17 protein-coding genes are annotated in these 19,339 nt (G+C 66.4%); 8 read left to right on the forward strand and 9 right to left on the reverse strand.

Translation table 11 applies throughout. The features are described from left to right. Window positions 1-28: 28 nt before the first annotated feature. The 4 genes from QVN30_RS01540 to QVN30_RS01555 all read right to left on the reverse strand — a co-directional run bounded on the left by QVN30_RS01540 (window position 29) and on the right by QVN30_RS01555 (window position 3,834). On the reverse strand, window positions 29-1,939 hold the full coding sequence (locus tag QVN30_RS01540; RefSeq protein WP_289835167.1) for a heavy metal translocating P-type ATPase: 1,911 nt from the start codon (window positions 1,937-1,939) through the stop codon (window positions 29-31). A 107-nt stretch (window positions 1,940-2,046) separates the two neighbouring features. After that, on the reverse strand, window positions 2,047-2,265 hold the full coding sequence (locus QVN30_RS01545) for a cation transporter (RefSeq protein WP_066834292.1): 219 nt from the start codon (window positions 2,263-2,265) through the stop codon (window positions 2,047-2,049). Between the two features lie 18 nt (window positions 2,266-2,283). Then, a complete protein-coding gene (locus tag QVN30_RS01550; protein WP_087199962.1) occupies window positions 2,284-2,625 on the reverse strand; it encodes an ArsR/SmtB family transcription factor in 342 nt (113 codons plus the stop codon). A gap of 243 nt (window positions 2,626-2,868) precedes the next feature. Next, a complete protein-coding gene (locus tag QVN30_RS01555) occupies window positions 2,869-3,834 on the reverse strand; it encodes a 3'-5' exonuclease (protein ID WP_204565156.1) in 966 nt (321 codons plus the stop codon). A 171-nt stretch (window positions 3,835-4,005) separates the two neighbouring features. On the opposite strand from QVN30_RS01555, the gene QVN30_RS01560 reads away from it, so the two are divergent. Continuing rightward, window positions 4,006-5,010 carry a putative manganese transporter gene (locus QVN30_RS01560; protein WP_289835168.1) on the forward strand — a complete coding sequence of 335 codons (1,005 nt, stop codon included), beginning with the start codon at window positions 4,006-4,008 and terminating at the stop codon, window positions 5,008-5,010. A gap of 459 nt (window positions 5,011-5,469) precedes the next feature. Here QVN30_RS01560 and QVN30_RS01565 read toward each other — a convergent pair whose 3' ends face one another. Together QVN30_RS01565 and QVN30_RS01570 are read right to left on the reverse strand one after the other, a co-directional pair. Next, a complete protein-coding gene (locus tag QVN30_RS01565; protein WP_289835169.1) occupies window positions 5,470-5,979 on the reverse strand; it encodes a YaiI/YqxD family protein in 510 nt (169 codons plus the stop codon). A gap of 154 nt (window positions 5,980-6,133) precedes the next feature. Beyond that, window positions 6,134-6,895, reverse strand: a complete 762-nt coding sequence (locus tag QVN30_RS01570; RefSeq protein WP_289835170.1) for a MerR family transcriptional regulator — start codon at window positions 6,893-6,895, stop codon at window positions 6,134-6,136. Between the two features lie 166 nt (window positions 6,896-7,061). On the opposite strand from QVN30_RS01570, the gene QVN30_RS01575 reads away from it, so the two are divergent. The 6 genes from QVN30_RS01575 (at window position 7,062) to QVN30_RS01600 (ending at window position 14,223) form a co-directional block, all read left to right on the forward strand. Beyond that, window positions 7,062-7,730 (forward strand): DUF1287 domain-containing protein, encoded by a 669-nt coding sequence (locus QVN30_RS01575; RefSeq protein WP_289835171.1) that lies wholly within the window; start codon window positions 7,062-7,064, stop codon window positions 7,728-7,730. A gap of 181 nt (window positions 7,731-7,911) precedes the next feature. Beyond that, the gene (locus QVN30_RS01580; protein ID WP_204571126.1) at window positions 7,912-8,766 is read left to right on the forward strand and encodes a helix-turn-helix domain-containing protein; all 855 of its coding nucleotides are present in this window, start codon (window positions 7,912-7,914) and stop codon (window positions 8,764-8,766) included. 500 nt (window positions 8,767-9,266) lie between these two features. Then, entirely contained in the window at window positions 9,267-10,190 is a 924-nt protein-coding gene (locus tag QVN30_RS01585; RefSeq protein WP_289835172.1) for a glycyl-radical enzyme activating protein, read from the forward strand. Between the two features lies 1 nt (window position 10,191). Beyond that, the gene (gene hypD / locus QVN30_RS01590) at window positions 10,192-12,750 is read left to right on the forward strand and encodes a trans-4-hydroxy-L-proline dehydratase (RefSeq protein WP_289835173.1); all 2,559 of its coding nucleotides are present in this window, start codon (window positions 10,192-10,194) and stop codon (window positions 12,748-12,750) included. A gap of 51 nt (window positions 12,751-12,801) precedes the next feature. Further along, a complete protein-coding gene (gene proC, locus QVN30_RS01595) occupies window positions 12,802-13,602 on the forward strand; it encodes a pyrroline-5-carboxylate reductase (RefSeq protein ID WP_289835174.1) in 801 nt (266 codons plus the stop codon). A 39-nt stretch (window positions 13,603-13,641) separates the two neighbouring features. Then, window positions 13,642-14,223, forward strand: a complete 582-nt coding sequence (locus QVN30_RS01600; RefSeq protein ID WP_066834358.1) for a histidine phosphatase family protein — start codon at window positions 13,642-13,644, stop codon at window positions 14,221-14,223. Window positions 14,224-14,346: 123 nt separating this feature from the next. Here the strand turns inward: QVN30_RS01600 and QVN30_RS01605 are convergent, their stop codons facing one another. After that, entirely contained in the window at window positions 14,347-15,606 is a 1,260-nt protein-coding gene (locus QVN30_RS01605; protein ID WP_289835175.1) for a DUF1015 domain-containing protein, read from the reverse strand. A 171-nt stretch (window positions 15,607-15,777) separates the two neighbouring features. Here QVN30_RS01605 and QVN30_RS01610 point away from each other — a divergent pair, with 171 nt between their 5' ends. Next, window positions 15,778-16,701: an AEC family transporter gene (locus tag QVN30_RS01610; RefSeq protein WP_289835176.1), complete on the forward strand. Its 924-nt coding sequence runs from the start codon at window positions 15,778-15,780 to the stop codon at window positions 16,699-16,701. Window positions 16,702-16,918: 217 nt separating this feature from the next. Here the strand turns inward: QVN30_RS01610 and QVN30_RS01615 are convergent, their stop codons facing one another. Both QVN30_RS01615 and QVN30_RS01620 read right to left on the reverse strand, forming a co-directional pair. Next, window positions 16,919-18,103, reverse strand: coding sequence for a M20 family metallopeptidase (locus tag QVN30_RS01615; protein ID WP_289835177.1), 1,185 nt, complete (start codon window positions 18,101-18,103; stop codon window positions 16,919-16,921). Window positions 18,104-18,130: 27 nt separating this feature from the next. Further along, entirely contained in the window at window positions 18,131-19,294 is a 1,164-nt protein-coding gene (locus QVN30_RS01620; protein WP_087199794.1) for a phosphoglycerate dehydrogenase, read from the reverse strand. Window positions 19,295-19,339: the final 45 nt, after the last annotated feature.

Here is a 19,339-nt window from a genome sequence, read left to right on the forward strand (position 1 = left end):
CCACATGACTCATGTGAGCGCCGACCCTCTAGACCCCCTTCACCCGCATGGCGCGCATCGCGTTCAGGATCGCGATGATCGCCACGCCGACGTCGCCGAACACCGCGAGCCACATGTTCGCCACGCCGATCGCTGCGAGCAGCAGGATCGCGATCTTCACCGCGAGCGCGAACACGATGTTCTGCCACACGATGCGCATGGTCTTGCGCGCGATGCGGATGGCGCGGGCGATTTTGGACGGCTTGTCGTCCATGAGGACCACGTCGGCGGCCTCGATGGCGGCGTCCGAACCCATGGCCCCCATGGCGATGCCCACGTCCGCGCGGGTGAGCACCGGCGCGTCGTTGATGCCGTCGCCCACGAACGCGAGCTTGGCGTCGCCGCGCTCGAAGCCGAGCAGGCGCTCGACGGCGCTGACCTTGTCGGCGGGCAGGAGCTGGGCGTGGACCTCGTCGAGCCCGAGCTTGCCGCCCACGGCCTCGGCGACGTCGCGCCGGTCTCCGGTGAGCATGACGCACTTGGTCACGCCGGCGGCGTGCAGGTCGCGTATGGTCTGCTCGGCATCGTCTTTCACCACGTCGGCGATCACGATGTGGCCGATGTAGCGGCCGTCGACCGTGACGTGCAGGATGGTCCCGGTCAGGTCGCATTCGTGCCAGCGGGCGCCGTGCTCGGCCATGAGCTTGTCGTTGCCGACCATGACCACGTGCTCGTCAACGTGCGCGGACACGCCGTGGCCCGACTCCTCCTTGACGTCGCGGATGCGCGCCTGGTCGATCTCGCCGGAGTACGCCTGGCGCACGGACACCGCGATGGGGTGATCGGAGAACGCCTCGGCATATGCGGCGTTGGAGAGCACGTAATCGGGGTCGACGCCCGCCTCGGGATGGATGGCGACCACGTTGAACGTGCCGTTCGTGAGCGTGCCCGTCTTGTCGAACACCACGGTATCGACCTTGGAGAGCAGCTCCAGGTAGTTCGAGCCCTTGACGAGGATGCCGAGCTTGGAAGCGCCGCCGATGCCGCCGAAAAACGACAGCGGCACGCTGATCACCAGGGCGCAGGGGCAGGAGACCACCAAAAACGTGAGGCCGCGCAGGATCCAATCGGACCAGGCGCCCATGCCGAGCAGGGGCGGGATCACGGCGAGCAGCACGGCGGCGCCGGTGACGATCGGCGTGTACCAGCGGGCGAAGCGCGTGATGAAGTTCTCGGTCCGCGCCTTCTTCTCGCTCGCGTTCTCCACGAGCTCGAGGATGCGCGAGACGGTGGACTCACCGAACGGCTTGGTCGTGCGGATGTGCAGCATGCCGGTCATGTTGATGCAGCCGGAGATGACGTCGGCGCCCGGCTCCACGTGGCGGGGGATGGACTCGCCGGTGAGCGCGGCGGTGTCGAGCTGACTTACGCCCTCGGTGATGACGCCGTCGATCGGCACGCGCTCGCCGGGCTTGACGACGATGATGTCGCCGACCTGGACCTCATCGGGGTCGACCTCGACGAGCTGCCCGTCCTGCTCGATGTTGGCGTAGTCGGGGGCGATGTCCATCATGTCGCTGATGGACTTGCGGCTCTGGCCCACGGCATAGCTCTGGAACAGCTCGCCGACCTGGTAGAACAGCATGACCGCGGCGCCTTCCGCCATGTGCGGCTCGGCCTCGGGGAAAAACACCATGGCGAAGGCACCGATGGTCGCCACCGTCATGAGGAAGCTCTCGTCGAACGCCTGGCCGTGGCGGATGTTGCGCCATGCCTTCTGCAGGACGTCGTAGCCGGCGATGAGGTAGGGGATGAGGAAGAGCGCGAAGCTTGCGTACAGGTCGCCGGGCGCTCCGAAGATGGCGCCGAGCACGCCGAGCTCTTCGACGGCGTACACGACGATGAAGATGACGAGCGCGAGGACGATGCGGTTCCTCCAGCGCTTCTGTTTCTTGTTCATGGTTCGATCACCTGAATGGGTCTATACTTGCCGTGTCAACGGTATGAGATGTGCCGGTTGATTCGAGCCGCCCGCGCCTGCCCGCGCGGTCGGCTTTTTCGTATCCTCTAACGCAGGATCTCGCAGTCGGGCTCAAGATCGGCGGTGAGCTTGACCACGCGGTCGAGCACCTCGTCGAACCGGTCGTCGGCGGCGGTGAGGGTGAGCTTTTGCGTCATGAAGTTGACGCTCGCCTTCTCGACGCCGTCGAGCTTCGAGATGGCATCCTCGAGCTTCTGGGCGCAGTTGGCGCAATCGATTTCGTCGAGCTTGAAGGACTTGCGCATGATGGTTCCTTTCGGTCGTTATTCGCAGATATGGCTCATGCCCTGGTTGAGCATGGTGTACACGTGGTCGTCGGCGAGCGAGTAGTTGATGTTGCGGCCGTCGCGCCGGAATTTGACGAGGTGAGACTGCTTGAGGATGCGCAGCTGGTGCGACACGGCCGACTGGGACGTTTCCGTTGCGGCGGCGATGTCGGCCACGCACAGCTCGCGGCCCATGAGGGCGTAGAGAATCTTGATGCGCGTGGTGTCCGAGAACACCTTGAACAGGTCCGCGAGGTCGTACAGAAGCTCCTCGTCGGGAAGGTCCTCAGGCGAGCAGGTCGTGGCGAGCTCTGCGGGCTCATGGGCGGTGGCCGTCATGTCTCCGCCGTCCAATTGTTGCTGAGGCACGCTCATTTTTGCCTCCTTTCTCATATGAACAGACGTTCATATTTCTGTCAGCTCCGATTATATGAGCGCATGTTCATATGTCAAGGGGTTTTTCCAGGTGATGGGTTGGCTGGGGACGGGTTCGTTTCAACCCGTCGCGCACAAAAACGCGGGCCCTTGCCGGACGGTATTCCGGCAAGGGCCCGCGTTGCAAGCGGATATGAAACGTCTCGCTTACGCCTTGAACATGCTCTTGCGATTGAACTCTGCCTGCACGGTGCGCAGCATGAGGTCCGTGTCGTCGAGGCCGAGGTGCTGCTCGGCGGCGTCGGCGGCAAGCGTGCCGCGGCGACGCGCCCAGTTCTCCAAGCTCGCCGGCGCGCTCTCGCGCGGCAGGGTGCGGACCTCCTCGTCGATGGAGCGGCAGATCTGGCGCGTATCGATGGGCAGGATCTTGCCCGCGCGGCGCAGCTCGGCGTAACCGGGCAGATGCATCATGAACCACGAATCCTCGAACGCCGCGTTGTGCGCCATGTACGGATACTTCTTCATGAGCTTGATGAGCGTCTTGTGCAGCTCCTTGTCCTCGCGGAACGGCGTCTTGCCCTCGACGTCGGACCACGTGATGTGGTGGATGTCGGCCAAGGGGATGCCCGCCTCGCGGTACATCTCGGGCAGGCCGCAGTAGTGGGCCTCAGCATCATGGGGCACCGCGTCGCTCGTGAGCTCCATGATCTCCCAGCCCACGTTGATGATGTAGCCGCGCTCCGGCGCGCGCCCGGTGGTCTCGATATCGATGCCGAGCACGCAGCCCTTGATGGGCTTGCGGACCCATTCGACCGCGTAGGCGTCGCGGTCGCCGCGGACGGCGCGCGCCACGACGCCGGCGCCGCGACCCTGCAGCTTGCCGATGCCCGCGCAGGTGTCGGCATCGGAAAGCGAGCGCGCGAGCAGCGGGGAGGACAGGTTGCGCAGGCGCGCCTCTCCGATCTGGTCGCACAGCTCGCGGTTGCGGTCGGCGAGCTCCAGGATCACGTCGAACGAGAACCCGGGCTCGTCGTTCACGCGCCACTCGTCGATGAGGGCCTTCATGGCCTCCTCGCCGCGCTGGCGCTCCGACTCCATGGCGTCGTAGTCGCCGTAGATGAACATGGGGATAAAGGGCTGCATCGAGTACTCGAGTGCCTGATTGACGTTCACGCTGCTCACCTCTCGTGTTCTTGTGAATAGTTTGCCTTGTGCAACTAACGTGGATACAATACCGGAACTTGTGTTGATGCCGGAACATCCTCGGTCGTTTCACACACGGCGTACAAATGGGTACTAACCTTATCTGCCGGAAGACGATTATACGAAAGGGAGCTGCGCTCCATGGAACTTCTTCTTCATCTGCTCGAGCATGCGGTCGAGGACACCTTACCGCTCGTGCCGTTCCTGCTGATAACCTATCTGGCGCTCGAGGCGCTTGAGCACGCGGCGGGCGAGCGCGTCAACGCGGCGGTGCGTCGTGCGGGCGCGGCGGGCCCGGTGGTGGGAGCGCTGCTCGGCATCGTGCCGCAGTGCGGGTTCTCCGCCATGGGCGCGACGCTGTACGCGGGACGCGTCATCACGCTTGGCACGCTCGTCGCGGTCTTCTTGTCGACATCCGACGAGATGCTGCCGATGCTTCTGGCGGAGCGGACCGACGCCGGCTCGCTTGCGTTCGTGCTGCTCGCCAAGGCGGCGGTCGCCGCGATCACCGGCCTGGGCATCGATTTCGGCCTGCGCGTGCTGCGCAGGAACGCGCGCGCCCACACCGCGCTGCGCCGTGCCGCGCGCGGCGCCGAGGCGGGGCGCGACCTGCTCGACGAGATGGCCGAAGCGGGCGAGGGCGCCTCGCACATCCATCGCCTGTGCGAGCACGACCACTGCGGGTGCGATGACGATGCCGACCATCACGACCATGCGCATGAGGGGCATGGGCACGACCATGGTCACGGCGCCCTGCGCTCGATCGTGCTGAGCGCCGTGTCCCACACCGTGCAGGTGACCGTGTTCATCTTCGTTGTGACGTTCGCTCTCATCGCGATCCTCGAGACGGTGGGAGAGGGCGCGCTCGCCTCGTTCGTCGCCGGTAACCAGGCGCTCGCGGTGTTCGCCTCGGCGCTTGTCGGTCTCGTCCCGAACTGCGCGGCAAGCGTGGTTATCACGCAGCTGTACCTGGAGGGCATGCTCGGGTTCGGACCGCTCATGGCCGGCACGCTCGTGTCGGCAGGCGTGGGCTTTTTGGTGCTGTTCCGCACGAACCACAACGCGCGCGAGAACGTCATCATCTTGGCCCTGCTGTACGTGATCGCGGTGGTCTGGGGCCTCGTGCTGATGGCAGCGGGGCTGTAGAGCGCGCGGATGGGTTCGTGCGGAGGCGAAAGGTCGCCTCGGAGCGTCTCTTCCGTGCGAACGGGCCGTCCGCTTTCATTTGCTGGCAGTAAAAGTGGCTAGAAATTTCTATTTTGCTGTAAGAAACCCCGTGCCGATGTGCCTGGAGCCTGTGCTTCCGGTTCATCTCCCCTTGACGGGGCCCGATTCGGGACGAATGTGCCTCTCATCCCGCCGTCAGAACCAGCCAATATAGCCAAACCGGCCGACTCGGACATCCGAGCCGGCGCGGGTCAACAGCAAATTCGAAATATCTAGCCACTTTTGCGCAACGTGGCGCAACCGAGGGTGGCGTAGGCCATGTTCGGTGCGATGGCGGATTTGCGCTGCCGTCTTCCGGAGCTGTCCGGTGGCACCTCATGCACGGGAGGGCGCCTCCATGGAGACCGCGCATCGACAGTGGGCCGTGCGACCAGCGTTTCACGAAGCCAGGAGCTGCGACAGGTTGCGGACGAACCGCTCGCGATCCTCGTCGGTAAACGCCGTCGGCCCCCGTGTGCGCCCGCCGGCACGCCGCACCTTCTTCTCCTCGTGGCGGATGAACAGGTCCATGTCGATCGTCGCCCTCGAGTACACGCGCCCGCGCACCCCGATGGCCGCCGCCCCGCGCCCGAGCACCATGCTCGCCAGCCCGATATCCTGCGTGACGACCACGTCGTCAGGCTGCAGGCGCTCGACGATGGCGAAGTCCGCACTGTCGGCACCGATCGACACATCGACGATGTCGACCCAAAACCCGGGGCGATCTGCCGTGCGCCCGCGGGCATGCTCGGCGTCGCGTGGGTCGTCGCGCCCGATGTGCCGCGCAAGGTTCTGCGTGGTGTTGCCGACGATGACGACGGGCACATGGGCGCGCCGCGCGCAGGTGAGCGCCTCGCGCAGAACGGGGCAGGCGTCAGCATCTATATAGAGGGTGCGGATGCAGGCCATGCGTCTCCTTGCTCGTCGTCCGTGCACCACGGTCGCGGTGCGCCTCGCTTTCGCTGAGAGCATCGATTATCGCACATGCGAATCATGGAGAGCCATCAAACCGTCGGGCAGGCGAAGGGTGCACCAACCGGCACCCCCCCCCGAAAGGCGCCGCCTACCGCGCGTGCGCGACGATCGCGTCGCGCAGCCATGCGGCGCAGCCCTCGACGGAGCGGTCGTAGTAGCTGCGGAACCGATCGTCTGCCACGTAGCTCTCCGCCAGCCCGCGATGCGCCTCGGCGGAATAGGCGGGCCAGGTGTAGCCCAGCCAAATGCGGTGCATGCTGCAGACCCGCTCGCCCGTCTCGCCCGCGGGATCGTCTCCCGCGCCGACTGCCCTCTCCAACTCGGAGCGGATCTGCTCCTCCAGCGCACGGAAATCCGCATACTCCTGCTTGCTCATCTTCAACATCTTCCTGTTGCTTTCGTCGACCGCGTCGTCTCCATAGCGTTCGCGCGCCTCGGCTCCGTAGCGCTCCTCGTTCTTGTCCACGAGATCCCGTTTGAAACCTTCGAACTTCTCGATATCGGTCATGGACCCAGCTCCTTCCAAAGTCGCGAGCGTTCGCTCGACGGTGGCGATGAGGCGCGTCAGGCGGCACTGCTCGTCGCGCAGGCGCACGAGGTGGCGTGCGAGCAGCTCGGTGCGCTCTGCGGACGAAGTGCTCAGCAGCGGGCCGATGTCGCGCACCGCCACGCCGCAGCGGCGCAGCAGCAAGATCTCCTGCAGCCGATCGGCGTCTGCGCTGCAGTACAGCCGATAGCCGCGCTCACTGCGGCCCGAGGGCGCAAGCAGCCCCGCCTCCTCGTAAAAGCGCAGCGCGCGCGTGGTGATCCCCGCCATGCGCGCGAGCTCCCCGATGCGGTATCCGTTCATGGCCCCTCCTTCGAGCTCCACGATAGCGCTTTACGTAACGGTAAGGTCAAGACCGAATCGTCCCGTTTCAAGCGCGAAAGGATGGGCTGATAAGCTGGAGGGGAACATCGCGCATCGACGCGTTCGAAGCATGCTCGGTACGGGAGGGATTGCGATGAGAAGGCAGATGAGGCATCGCGTTACGGCAGCCCTGGGCGGGATTCTTCTGCTGTTCACGCTCGTCGCTGCCGTCCTCGTCGCGACGGGTGCGGTGAACATGACGTCCGCCGAGCGCCCGGAGCATTACATGGACATACTCTTCGTCGACGACGGATCGCATGTTGATTGCGACGGGGACGGCATTGAGGACGGCCAGGACATTCTCGGGGCGGCGCTCGCGTATGTTCGGACCCGGCCGCGCTATCGAAGCGCATATTACGCGAACGGATATCCGGATGACGGCTTCGGCGTGTGCGCAGATGTCGTGGCGTTCGCGTTGCGCGATGCGGGCTATGACCTGCAGAGGCTCATCGCCGATGATATCGCGGCTGCCCCGGAGGCGTATGACGTGGAGACGCCCGATGCCGCCATCGACTTCCGCAGGACGGGCAACCAGCTCGTGTACTTCGAGCGCCATGCCCAACGCCTCACGAACAATCCGGAGCTTCTCTCCTCGTGGCAGCCTGGGGACATCGTGATGTTCGAGGGGCACGTGGGCATCGTCTCCGACTATCGTAACAGCCGCGGCACACCCTATGTGATCCACCACCAAAGCGCGTTTCAGCTGCGCTACGAAGAGGACCTCCTGGAGTCCCGCTGCGGCGACATCGTGGGGCATTTCCGCATGGCCGGTTGACGGCATCCCCGTCATGCGCGCATGTCTCCCGATGGCGGACACGTGCCGTCTTTCGCCCGCGTCTGCCGGCCGTTTGCCGCTATGCCAAAGGATTTGGGCAGCGCGTTCGCCTCGCCTGTGCTGCTGTGGGGGTACACGGTAGGTAGCCGCATGGGCCGCGGCAAAGTGGAAGGATGCCATCATGAACGTGAGCGAGCAGATCAGGCGCGGGCGCGAGGCGCTGGGGATGTCGCAGGCGGATCTGGCCGACGCCATCTGGGTTTCGCGCAACACCGTATCGAATTGGGAGACGGGCGCGACGACGCCGGATATCCAAAGTTTCATCCTCATGAGCGCCCTGTTCGGCGTCACGATCGACGAGATGGTGAAGGGCGATGCGAACGTGATGGCGCGGGCCATCGCGCGCGATCGGAATCGCCTGCTGGTGGTGGGGCCGGAATTGTCCGATCCGAGTGCCCAAGGGGCTGATTCTGAGCGGGTTTCCACCGTGGAGGCTGCCGGCGCACAGGATGCCGACGCGCCCATCACGCTCACCATGCCCGAGCCGCAGGGCAGCGTGGTGTTCGGCAACTACGAGCGCATCGATGCCGTGCGCGCCGGCATGCCGGAGTTTCGCCTGGTGCGGACGTTCGCGCTGTTCAGCATGAGCAACTATCGCATCGAGAACGGTGCGGGAGAGGCCGTGGGCACCATCCATCGAGGCAGGGCGACCTTCGATCCGGTGTATCAGCTGCGCGTGCCGGGGTTCGAGCGCGTGCAGGTGAGGCGCGAATGGAAGCCGGGCGAGTTTCGAACCGTCTACACCATCGAGGGCGAGGGCGTGGGCGTCGAGGGCGCGGTGCTGGGCGACGAGTTCAGCATCTGGCGCCAGGGCGGACGCATCGCCACGGTGACGGCGCTGCGCTCGTCGGGCCGTCCGGTCTTTCGCATCGAGCTTGAGGACGATGGCGCCCGCCCGCTCGCATTCGGAGTCGCCATGATATTCCTGCTGCTGCGCGACTTCGACCGCAACTGGGTGCGCACGAGCGGGGAGTAGGGGGCACGGGCCGGGCGGATCCCGAGGTCCCGTATGCGTCAGATTGGGAAACCGCACCGCATAACCGCAGGAACGAGGGGGTCAGTGTTTCCTGAAAATGAATTTGGTATCAAATTGGGAAGTACGAAAGGGAAGCGGCCATATTTGACAAGCCTGTGACCTGCGTTTTTTCCACACGATCGATTCCGGAGGCCTCGGAAGGGGTATCCGATTCGCTCATACGTGGCCCTTATTGCCCAAGACTTGATACCAAATTCAAAACGAAGCGTCCGCAGGCCCTGGTTAAACCTTTTACCAAGGTGCGGTTTTGCACGCGGGCGGATGCGGCGACCTCCCCGTGCACTCCGGGAGCCTAGAAGCGCGCTCGCGTGTGCCCTTGCGCCATTGGGGCACAAACGGCACGATGTCGCCCCCGTGAACCCGTGTCCAAAAGCGACCCCGTCCCAAAATGTACCACTACAATGGTGGCGTCTTTGCACCGCGCGCACCGGGAGGCTCGTATGGGGACGGCCCCGCTTATCTTCAACATGCAACGGTTCTCGACCCATGATGGGCCGGGGATCCGCACCACGGTGTTCTTCAAGGGCTGTCCGCTGGCGTGCGCATGGTGCCACAATCCCGAGTCGCAGGCGTTCGCGCCCGAGCTCATGGTGGACGAGGAGCGCTGCCGCAGCTGCGGCCTCTGCGCGCGGGCCTGCCCGCAGCGCGCCATCGAGATCGACCCGGAGCGCGGCGTCGCCCGCACCGATCGTGCCCGCTGCACGGCGTGCGGGGCCTGCGCGGACGCGTGCCCGCAGGGGTTGCGCGAGATCGCCGGCGAACCCGCGCCCCCGCCCGCCGAGCTTGTCCGCCGTCTGCTGCGCGACCGCATGTTCTACGAGAAATCGGGCGGCGGCGTCACGCTGTCGGGCGGGGAGTGCCTGGCACAGGACATCGATTACCTGGTCGAGCTTTGCCGCCTGCTGCGCGAGGAGGGCGTGCACGTGGCGGCTGACACGTGCGGCGCGGCACCCCGCGCGCATCTGGAGCGGCTGCTGCCTTTCGTGAACCTCTGGCTCTATGACATCAAGGTTGCCGACGAGACGACCCATCGGGCGCTCACGGGCGCGCCGAACGGGGCCATCTTGGAGAACCTGGCCTACCTCGCGGAACACGGCGCGCATATCAACGTGCGCATGCCCATCGTCGAGCCCGTGAACAGCGGCGACGACGATATCATCGCCGCCGCGGAGGCCATCAAGTCTTATGCGGGGCTGTGCCCGGTTAGCCTGCTGCCGTATCATACAACGGGTAATGGAAAGTACGCGCGCCTGGGTCGCGCCGCGCCGGCTGGCGCGTTCGCGGTGCCCTCGGCGCAGACGATGGAGCACCTGCGCGACCTGCTGCGCGAGCGCGGCTTATTGCAGGTGGAAATCGGGGGTTGATATGACAGGGAACACCGATACGGGGGAGGTCGCCATGGAGGCGGGCAAGCCGACGGGCGTCGAGCAGCCCGCCGCATCCTCCACGCTCGACGACCCGCGCTTCCAGGCGATCCGCGACGCGCTCGCCGCGGTGCGCTCGCATGCCGCGCCCACGCGGACCACGTCGCATGCCACGTGGGAGGACGACCGCGGCATGAACGAGCGCGTGAAGCGGCTGCGCCATCAGTCCGAGACCACCCAGCCCTACCTCGACATGGAGCGGGCGCTCATCGAGACGGCGACCTGCCTGCGCTACGAGGGCACGGTCTCCATCCCTGAGCTGCGCGGCCTTGTGCTGCGCGACTACTTCGCGCACAAGAGCATCTCCATCGAGCCGGGCGAGCTTATCGTGGGCGAGAAGGGGCGCGGCCCGCAGGCGGCGCCTACCTTCCCCGAGCTGTGTTGCCATACGCTCGAGGATATGCACAACATGAACGACCGCGAGCAGGTCAACTTCACCGTCACCGAGGACGACCTGGCCGTGCAGCGCGACATCGTGATCCCGTACTGGACGGGCCGCGCGAGCCGCGACGCCATCATGCGCGCGCAGGAGCCCGCCTGGCACGACGCCTACGAGGCGGGCATCTTCACCGAGTTCTACGAGCAGCGCGCCGGCGGGCACACCTGCCTGGGCTCCGAGCGCGGCGTGCGCGCGGGCTTCGGCGAGATCCGCGCCGACATCGAGGCCGCGCTGGCGGGCCTCGACTACCTGGCCGACGAGCACGCCGTGGCCAAGCGCGACGAGCTCTCGGGCATGCTTATCGCCCTCGAGGGCGTGCAGACACTTGCCATCCGCTACGCCGAGCTGGCGAGCGCCATGGCGGTCGATGAGTCCGATCCCGTGCGCGCCGCCGAGCTGTCGCAGATCGCCGAGAACTGCCGCGTCGTCGCGACCGAGCGCCCGCAGACGTTCTGGCAGTGGATCCAGCGCTACTGGTTCATCCACCTGGCCATCACGAGCGAGACGAACCCGTGGGACGCCTACACGCCCGGCCGCCTCGACCAGCATCTCATCGGCCACTACCGCGCCGACGTGGCGTCTGGCGCGCTCGACCGCGACCGCGCGCTCGAGCTGCTGGAATGCCTGTGGGTGAAGTTCAACAACCAGCCCGCGCCGCCCAAGGTGGGCGTGACGCTCAAGGAGAGCGGCACGTACAGCGATTTCGCCAACATCAACACCGGCGGCATCACGCCCGATGGCACCGACGGCGTGAACGAGGTGTCCTACCTCATCTTGGACTGCATGGACGAGATGATGTTCATCCAGCCGAACTCCAACGTGCAGATCTCGCGCAAGACGCCGCGCCGCTTCCTGCTGCGCGCCTGCGAGGTGGCGCGCGCCGGATGGGGCCAGCCGGCCTTCTACAGCACCGAGGAGATCGTCGACGAGCTGCTGGCGGCCGGCAAGAGCCTGGCCGATGCGCGCCGCGGCGGGGCGTCGGGCTGCGTGGAGACGGGCTGCTGGGGCTACGAGGCCTATCCGCTGACGGGCTACTTCAACCTGCCCAAGATCCTCGAGGTCACGCTGCATAACGGCGTGGACCCGCGCACGGGCAAGCTCATCGGCCTCACGACGGGCGACCCGCGCGGTTTTGCCAGCTATGACGAGCTGTTCGACGCCTACTGCGCCCAGATGCGCCACTTCATCGACATCAAGGTGCGCGGCTCCAACATCAACACGCAGCTGTGCGCACGGCTGAACCCGGTGCCGTTCATGTCTATCATGACCGAGGACTGCATCGCGCGCGGCCAGGACTACAACGCCGGCGGCGCGCGCTACAACACCACCTACCTGCAGGGCGTGGGTATCGGCTCCATCACCGACGCGCTGGCGTCGCTGCGCCTCAACGTGTTCGACGAGCACCGGGTGCCGATGGGCGAGATGATGGATGCGCTCGACGCGAACTTCGAGGGCGAGCGCTTCGCGGCGCTGCGCGGCATGGTGAGCCGCCGCACGCCCAAGTACGGCAACGACGACGATTACGCCGACGACATCATGCGCTCGGTATTCGCGTGCTTTCGCGACGCGGTGACCGGGCGCCCCAACATGCGCCGCGGCGAGTGGCGCGTCGACATGCTGCCCACCACCTGCCATATCTATTTCGGCGAGGTCACGGGAGCGTCCCCGTCGGGACGCCTGGCGGGCGAGCCGGTCTCCGACGGCATCTCGCCGGAGCGCGGGGCGGACGTGAACGGCCCGACCGCCGTGATCGCGTCGTGTGCCAAGATGGATCACGCCTCCACGGGAGGCACGCTGCTGAACCAGAAGTTCGCGCCGGCGGCCATCGAGGGCGAGCGCGGCCTGGAGAACCTGGCCGACCTCGTGCGCACCTACTTCGACATGGGCGGGCACCACATCCAGTTCAACATCATCGATCGCGCCACGCTGCTCGACGCGCGCGAGCATCCGGAGAACTACCGCGACCTCATCGTGCGCGTGGCGGGCTTCTCCGAGAAGTGGTGTAACCTGGGCCGCGAGCTGCAAGACGAGATCATCAACCGTACGGAGCAGGCGTTTTAGCGGCTCTGGGGAGACGCTGAACCATTCGTATCACGGGAAAGGATAAGCATCATGCATAAGGAATTGGCCCTCATCGGCTGCGGCAACATGGGCAGCGCGATCGTGAAGGGCATCGTGGGCGCGGGCCTCATCGACGCGTGCGACATCGTGGTGTCGGACGTGAGCGAGGCGGCGTCCTCGCGGCTTGCCGGTGAGCTGGGGTGCGCGGGCACCTGCGACAACGTCGAGGCGGTGCGCGACGCGGCCATGGTCATCATCGCGGTGAAGCCGCAGTATCTGGACGACGTGGTGCGCGGCCTTGCCGACACCGTGGCGCCCGATGCGCTCGTGGTGTCCATCGCCGCCGGCGTGACGCTCGCGCGCCTGGAGGGCCTGTTGGGCTCCGAGCGCAAGATTGTGCGCGTGATGCCCAACCTGCCGGCGATGGTGCTTGCGGGCATGAGCTCGCTGACACCGAACGCGCAGGTGAGCGCCGAGGAGTGCGCGCGCGTGCAGGAGCTGTTCGAAAGCTTCGGCCGCGCCGAGGTGGTGCCCGAGCACCTCATCGACGCCGTGATCGCCGCGTCCGGCAGCTCGCCGGCGTACGTATGCGTGTTCATCGAGGCCCTGGCCGATGCAGCCGTGGCCGAGGGCATGCCGCGCGCGCAGGCCTACACCTTCGCCGAGCAGGCGGTGCTGGGCACGGCGAAGTACCTGCTTGAGACCGGGGTGCACCCGGCGGTGCTGAAGGACATGGTGTCCTCGCCCGCGGGCACGACGATCGAGGCCGTATCCGCGCTCGAGTCCGGCGGTTTCCGCGCCGCGGTGATCGACGCCGCCCGCGCCGCGGCGGCGAAGAACCGTGCGATGTAGCGCCGCGGATTGTCGGATTGTAAGGCGGTGGGAACCCTGATGACCAGACATCTCTATCTTGTGCGCCACGGTGAGACGCTGTTCAACGTCAAGGGGCTGATTCAAGGCTGGTGCGACTCGCCCCTCACGGATCTCGGTTGGGAGCAGGCGCGTCGCGCCGGGGCGTACCTCGAGCGCGAGGGCGTCGTGTTCGATCACGCATACGCCTCGACGCTCACGCGGACGCAGCGAACGCTCGAATGCATCACCGGTATGCCCTATAGCTGCGAGGACGGTCTTCGCGAATGGTATTTCGGCACCTTCGAGGCGGAGCATTCCAACATTATGTTCCCCAAGCCCTGGGGCGACTTCTTCAAGCGCTTCGGCGGGGAGGGCCAGATGGAGGTCAGGAGGCGCATGGTCGAGACGCTGTCCGAGATCATGCGGCGGCCCGGTCACGAGTGCGTGCTCGCCGTGTCCTCCGGTTCGTCTTGTCGCGAGTTCCTCGCGCACGCGCTGGGCTATGAGGATAGCGGCAGGGTCGACCTGCCGGGCAACTGCTCCATCATGCTGTTTTCCTTCGATGGTTCGGCCTTCTCGCTCGATCGCATCGTGACGAGCGAGGAGCAGAAGGAGGGCTGAGGCCGTCCGGACGAAAAGAGCGCCCGCAGGACTCGCGAGAATCCTGCGGGCGCTGGTATTCTGAGGCGCCATGTCGCGCTCACGTCGGGATGGGTTGAAACGAACCCGTTCCCAAATGACCCATTAGGAACGGGCGATGCGGTGGATGAACAGGCCGCTGCGGAGCTTGGGCTCGAACCAGGTCGACTTGGGCGGCATGAGCAGGCCCGCATCCGCCACGGCGAGCAGCTGGTCGATGGAGGTGGCGTACATCGAGAACGCCACGCCCTCGGCGCCCGCGCGGCGCTCGAGCTCGTCCACGCCTCGGATGCCACCCACAAAGGAGATGCGGGGGTCGCTGCGCACGTCGCCGATGCCCAGCACCGGGGCGAGCACTCGCTCCTGAAGCACGGACACGTCGAGCGCGGAGACGGGGTCTCCGTCGGCGATCTGGGAGGCGAGCTCCTCGCCCAGGGCCAGCTGCCACCAGCGCCCATCGGTGAACATCCCGAACGCTCCCGCGGACGAGGGGACCACCGCCGTAGGGGCGGCGTCGACGGTGAAGCCCGCTTCGCGCACGCGTGCGAGCAGCTCGTCGACGGTCAGCCCCGCACGATCTGCCACCACGCGGTTGTACGGCAGGATCGTCAGCTGGCTCGCCGGGAACAGGACGGACAGGAAGAAGTTGAACGGCTCCTTGCCGGTCAGCGTGCCGGCGGCGCGCGCCTCGTCGCGCATGGCCTGCGCGACCTTCACGGCCGATGCGGTGCGGTGATGCCCGTCGGCGATGTAGGCGCACGGGACATGCTCGAACATGGCGTGGATCGCCTCGACGGCATCGGTGCGCGCGACCTCCCACACGATCTGCTCCACGCCCTCGTCGTCGGTGAAGCGATAGATCGGCGAGGACTCCTTCGCCGCGTTGATGATGATGTCGAGCACCGGCTGGTCGCGGTAGGTGAGAAAGATCGGGCCCGTCTGGCACCCGAGCGCGCGCATGTGCTCGATGCGGTCGCGCTCCTTGTCCTCGCGCGTGAGCTCATGGCGCTTGATGGTGCCGTCCTCGTATTCGTCGATTGAGCAGATGGCCACCACGCCCGTCTGCGCATGTCCGTCCATCCGCAGCTCGTAGATGTAGTAGGCGCGGTTCGAATCCGAGAAGTACGTCCCGTCCTCGATGCGCTGCTCGAGCATCTCGGCTGCGCGGGCGTAGACCTCCGGCGCGTACATGTCCTGATCCGGTGCGAACTGCGTCTCGGGACGATCGATGTTCAGGAAGGACAGGGGCCTCGTGCGCACGTATTCGGCTGCCTCCGCGCGGTCGAAGACGTCGTAGGGCAGGGCCGCGACGTCGGAGGCGTGCTCAGGGACGGGGCGGATGCAGGGGAAGGGGAGGACGCGCATGGGATGCCTTTCTGATCGTGGATCGGCCGGTCGAACCACAGCCATCATACCGCAGGGCACGCGCCGCGCGTGGCGTGCGTAGCGGGGAGCCCCATGATGTAACCAAAGGAAAGACGTTGGGTGTATTCTTATACACCTGTTGCACACCACGAGGGAATGCGAGCTCCACCTATGGGATTTATCGAAACGGCGCTGCAGATGGTCACGCTTGCCATCCCCATCCTGATCGGCTACGTGGCGCATAAGCTCGGCTTTCTGGGCGGAGATTTCGACAGCGCGCTGTCCAAGCTGGTGATCAACATCACGCTGCCGTGCATGATCCTGGTCTCGGTGTGCGGTCGCGAGCTGCCGCCGGCGACCGAGCTGCTGCAGCTGCTCGCCCTGTCCGCCGCGGGCTACGTCATGGCCGTCATCGTGGCGCTGATCGCCCCGAGGCTGATGCGCGCGCCCGAATCCGGCGCATACAGCTTCGTCATCGCGTTCGGCAATGTGGGCTTCATCGGTTTCCCCGTGCTGAGCGCCGTGCTCGGACCCGACGCGGTGCTCTATGCCGCCATCGCGAACATCCCCTGGTACATCCTGTCGAGCAGCATCGGCATGCTCATGATCTCGGGCTTGCCGGAAGGCGGCCTTGCCAAGGCCCTGCGCGCGAGCGCGAAGCGGCTCGTCTCGCCCATGCTCGTGGCGAGCCTGATCGTGCTGGCGTTCGCCCTCGTCGGCATCAACGATTTCGGCGTGGTCGGCGACGGCCTGTCCAACGTGGGCGCCTTCACGACGCCCGCGGCGCTGCTGATCTGCGGCTCGTCGCTGGCGAACTATTCGGCGCGCGAGATGCTGAGCAACTGGCGCGCCTACGTGGCGACCGCGCTGAGGCTGGTCGGCGTGCCGCTGCTGCTGTTCGCGACCCTGCGCGGGTTCGCCGCGACGCCGCTGATCCTGTCGGTCATCGTGCTCGGCCAGGCCATGCCGGTAGCGACGAACGGCATCCTGTACTGCCTCATGTACGGCATGGACGCCAAGCCGGTCATGCAGGGTATGTTCCTATCGGTGTTCGCCTCGATCCTCACGATCCCGCTTATGGCGCTCATCGTCTAGGGAAGCACTGACCAATTGCTTTCGCGGCGGTCGGTCCCGTGGCGAGGCGGATGCGGGCGAAGGCGAGGAAGGCGCAGTGTACCTGCGCCGACGCAGCCTGAGCCCGCAGGCGCCCGGCACGGGGCCGACCGGTGCGGAATGAATCGATCAGTGTTTCCCTAGGCAAATGGAAGGCGCCCCTTCCCGCAGACGGGAAGGGGCGCCTTTGTGCTTCTCGTCACCAGAGCTCGCGGCGGGTCAGTTCGGTGAGCACGCGCTCCACGCGCTCGATGTCGGTGCGCGGCACGAATTCGTCCGGCTTGTGCGCGCGGGCGAGCGAGCCCGGCCCGTAGCTCATGCAGTTGCTGTTGGCGCAGCGCCCCGCGATGACGGCGGTGTCGGTGTAGCCCGTGAAAAAGCCGACCTCGGCGGGCGCGCCGCAGGCCTCGGTGCTTGCAAGCAGGGCGGCGAGCAGCGGCGAGTCGGGGTCGCGCTCGACGGCGGGCCGGTCGCCGGTGATGACATAGGTGCCGCGGGTGCCCGGCACGGCGCCCTCGGCGGCGGCGCACGCCTCCTCCACGATGCGGCGCGCGGCCGCCGTGTCCGTTGGCGGCACGAGGCGCATGTCGATCGAGACCTGGCAGCGGTCGGGGACGACATAGGGCTGGTAGCCGCCCGAGATCATGCCGAACGTGACCGTCGAGGGACCCAGCTCCTCGTGCGCGGGCAGTTGGGCAAACGCACGGCGGATGTGGCAGATGGCCTCCGCCATGGCCGCGATGGCGTCCGCTCCCTGCCAGGGCTGGCTCGCGTGGGCCGTCACGCCCTCCATCGTGAGCTCGAACCACGTGCGCCCCTTGTGCGCGACCTGGATCTGCCCGTCGGTGGGCTCGGTGTCGAGCACCCACTCGCCGGAGCCGACCCAGCCGGCCTCGATCGCGGCCTCGACGCCGCGCATCAGGTCCTCCTCGTCCACCGAGCAGATGAGCGAGAATCCGCGCCGGGGCAGCGCTTGCTTGCGCTCGACCTCGTCGAGCAGCGAGAACAGCGCCGACAGGGCGCATGCGAGCCCGCCTTTCATGTCGCAGGCGCCGCGTCCGTACAGCCGCCCGTCGCGCACGACCGCGCCGAGCGGCGGCGTGTCGTCGCTCCATCCCTCGCCCAAGGTCACGGTGTCCATATGGCAGATGTAGACAAGCCGCTCCTCGTCGGTGGTGCCCGGCACGGTGACCATGAGGTCGCAGCGTCCGGGCAGCACCTCGAGCTCCTCGATGTCCACGCACGCCGCGAGCTCGGAGGGCATCTGCGCCAGCCGGTGCTCGACCAGCTGCTTGATGGCCTGCTCGATCTCGCCCTCATATGCCCCGGGGTCGGAGCTGTCGATCCCCACGAGCTGCTGCGCGAGCTCCCAAGCGGAATACATGTCGACTCCTCGTTTCGGTTGCTGGTGCTACTTGATGACGCGCACGCGGTAGACGGCGGGAATCCTCTTCAGCGCCTCGATCGTGCTGCTGTCGAGATGCTCGTCGGTGTCGAACATGGTGTAGGCGTTCTCGCCTGCGCTCTCGTTGACCATGCGCTGGACGTTGGCGTTGTCGTCCGCCAGGATCCGCGTGATCTGGCCGATCATGTTCGGCACGTTGGCATGCAGGCAGGCGATGCGGCTCGCGGCGCGCGCCTTGCCCATGGAGCAGGCCGGATAGTTCACGGAGTGCGCGATGTTGCCGTTCTCCAGGTAGTCCTTGAGCTCGGAGATCGCCATGTCGGCGCAGTTGGCCTCGGCCTCGCCCGTGCCCGCGCCGGAATGCGTGGTGATGAACGTGTTGGGCATGAGCACGGTCTTCGGCGTGGCGAAGTCGGTGGCGAACCAGGACAGCTGCCCGCGATGCAGGGCGGTGTCCACGGCGTCCTCGTCCACGATGGTCTCGCGCGCGAAGTTGACGAGCACCGCGCCCGGGGCGAGCAGGTCGAGCTGCTCGGTGGAGATCATGCCGACGGTGTCGGCCTTGGACGGCACGTGGAGGGTGAGGTAGTCGCACCCGCGGCACAGGTCCTCGAGCGTGCCCACGCGCTGCACGTCCTGGGAGAGCGCCCACGCGTGCTCGACGGAGATGAACGGGTCGTAGCCGTACACGTTCATGCCGAGGCTCACGGCTGCGTTGGCGACCTTGGAGCCCACGTTGCCCAGGCCGATGACGCCGATGCGCTTGCCCTTGAGCTCGTGGCCCACGAACGCCTTCTTCGCCTTCTCGGCGTTGACGAGGATGTCGGGGTCGCCGGCGTTGTTCCTCACCCATTCCATGGACTGGACGATGCCGCGGCTGGACAGGATCATCATGGCGATGACGATCTCCTTCACGGCGTTGGCGTTGGCGCCGGGGGAGTTGAACACCACGACGCCGCGCTTGGCGTACTCCTCGACGGGGATGTTGTTGACGCCCGCCCCGCAGCGCGCGATGGCGCGGATGCCGTCGGGAAGCTCGTAGCCGTGCAGGTCGGTGGAGCGCATGAGGATGGCGTCGGCGTCCTCGGTGCGCTCGACGAACTCGTAGCCCTCGCCGAACTCGACGTTGCCGTCCTTGGTGATGTCATCGATGGTCTTGATGTAGCGCATGGAACGATCTCCTTTGTCGATCTTCGTTGTGTTGCCGTAACGGTC

This window comes from Collinsella ihumii, assembly GCF_030385545.1.
In the GTDB taxonomy this organism is placed as follows: Bacteria; Actinomycetota; Coriobacteriia; order Coriobacteriales; family Coriobacteriaceae; genus Collinsella; species Collinsella ihumii.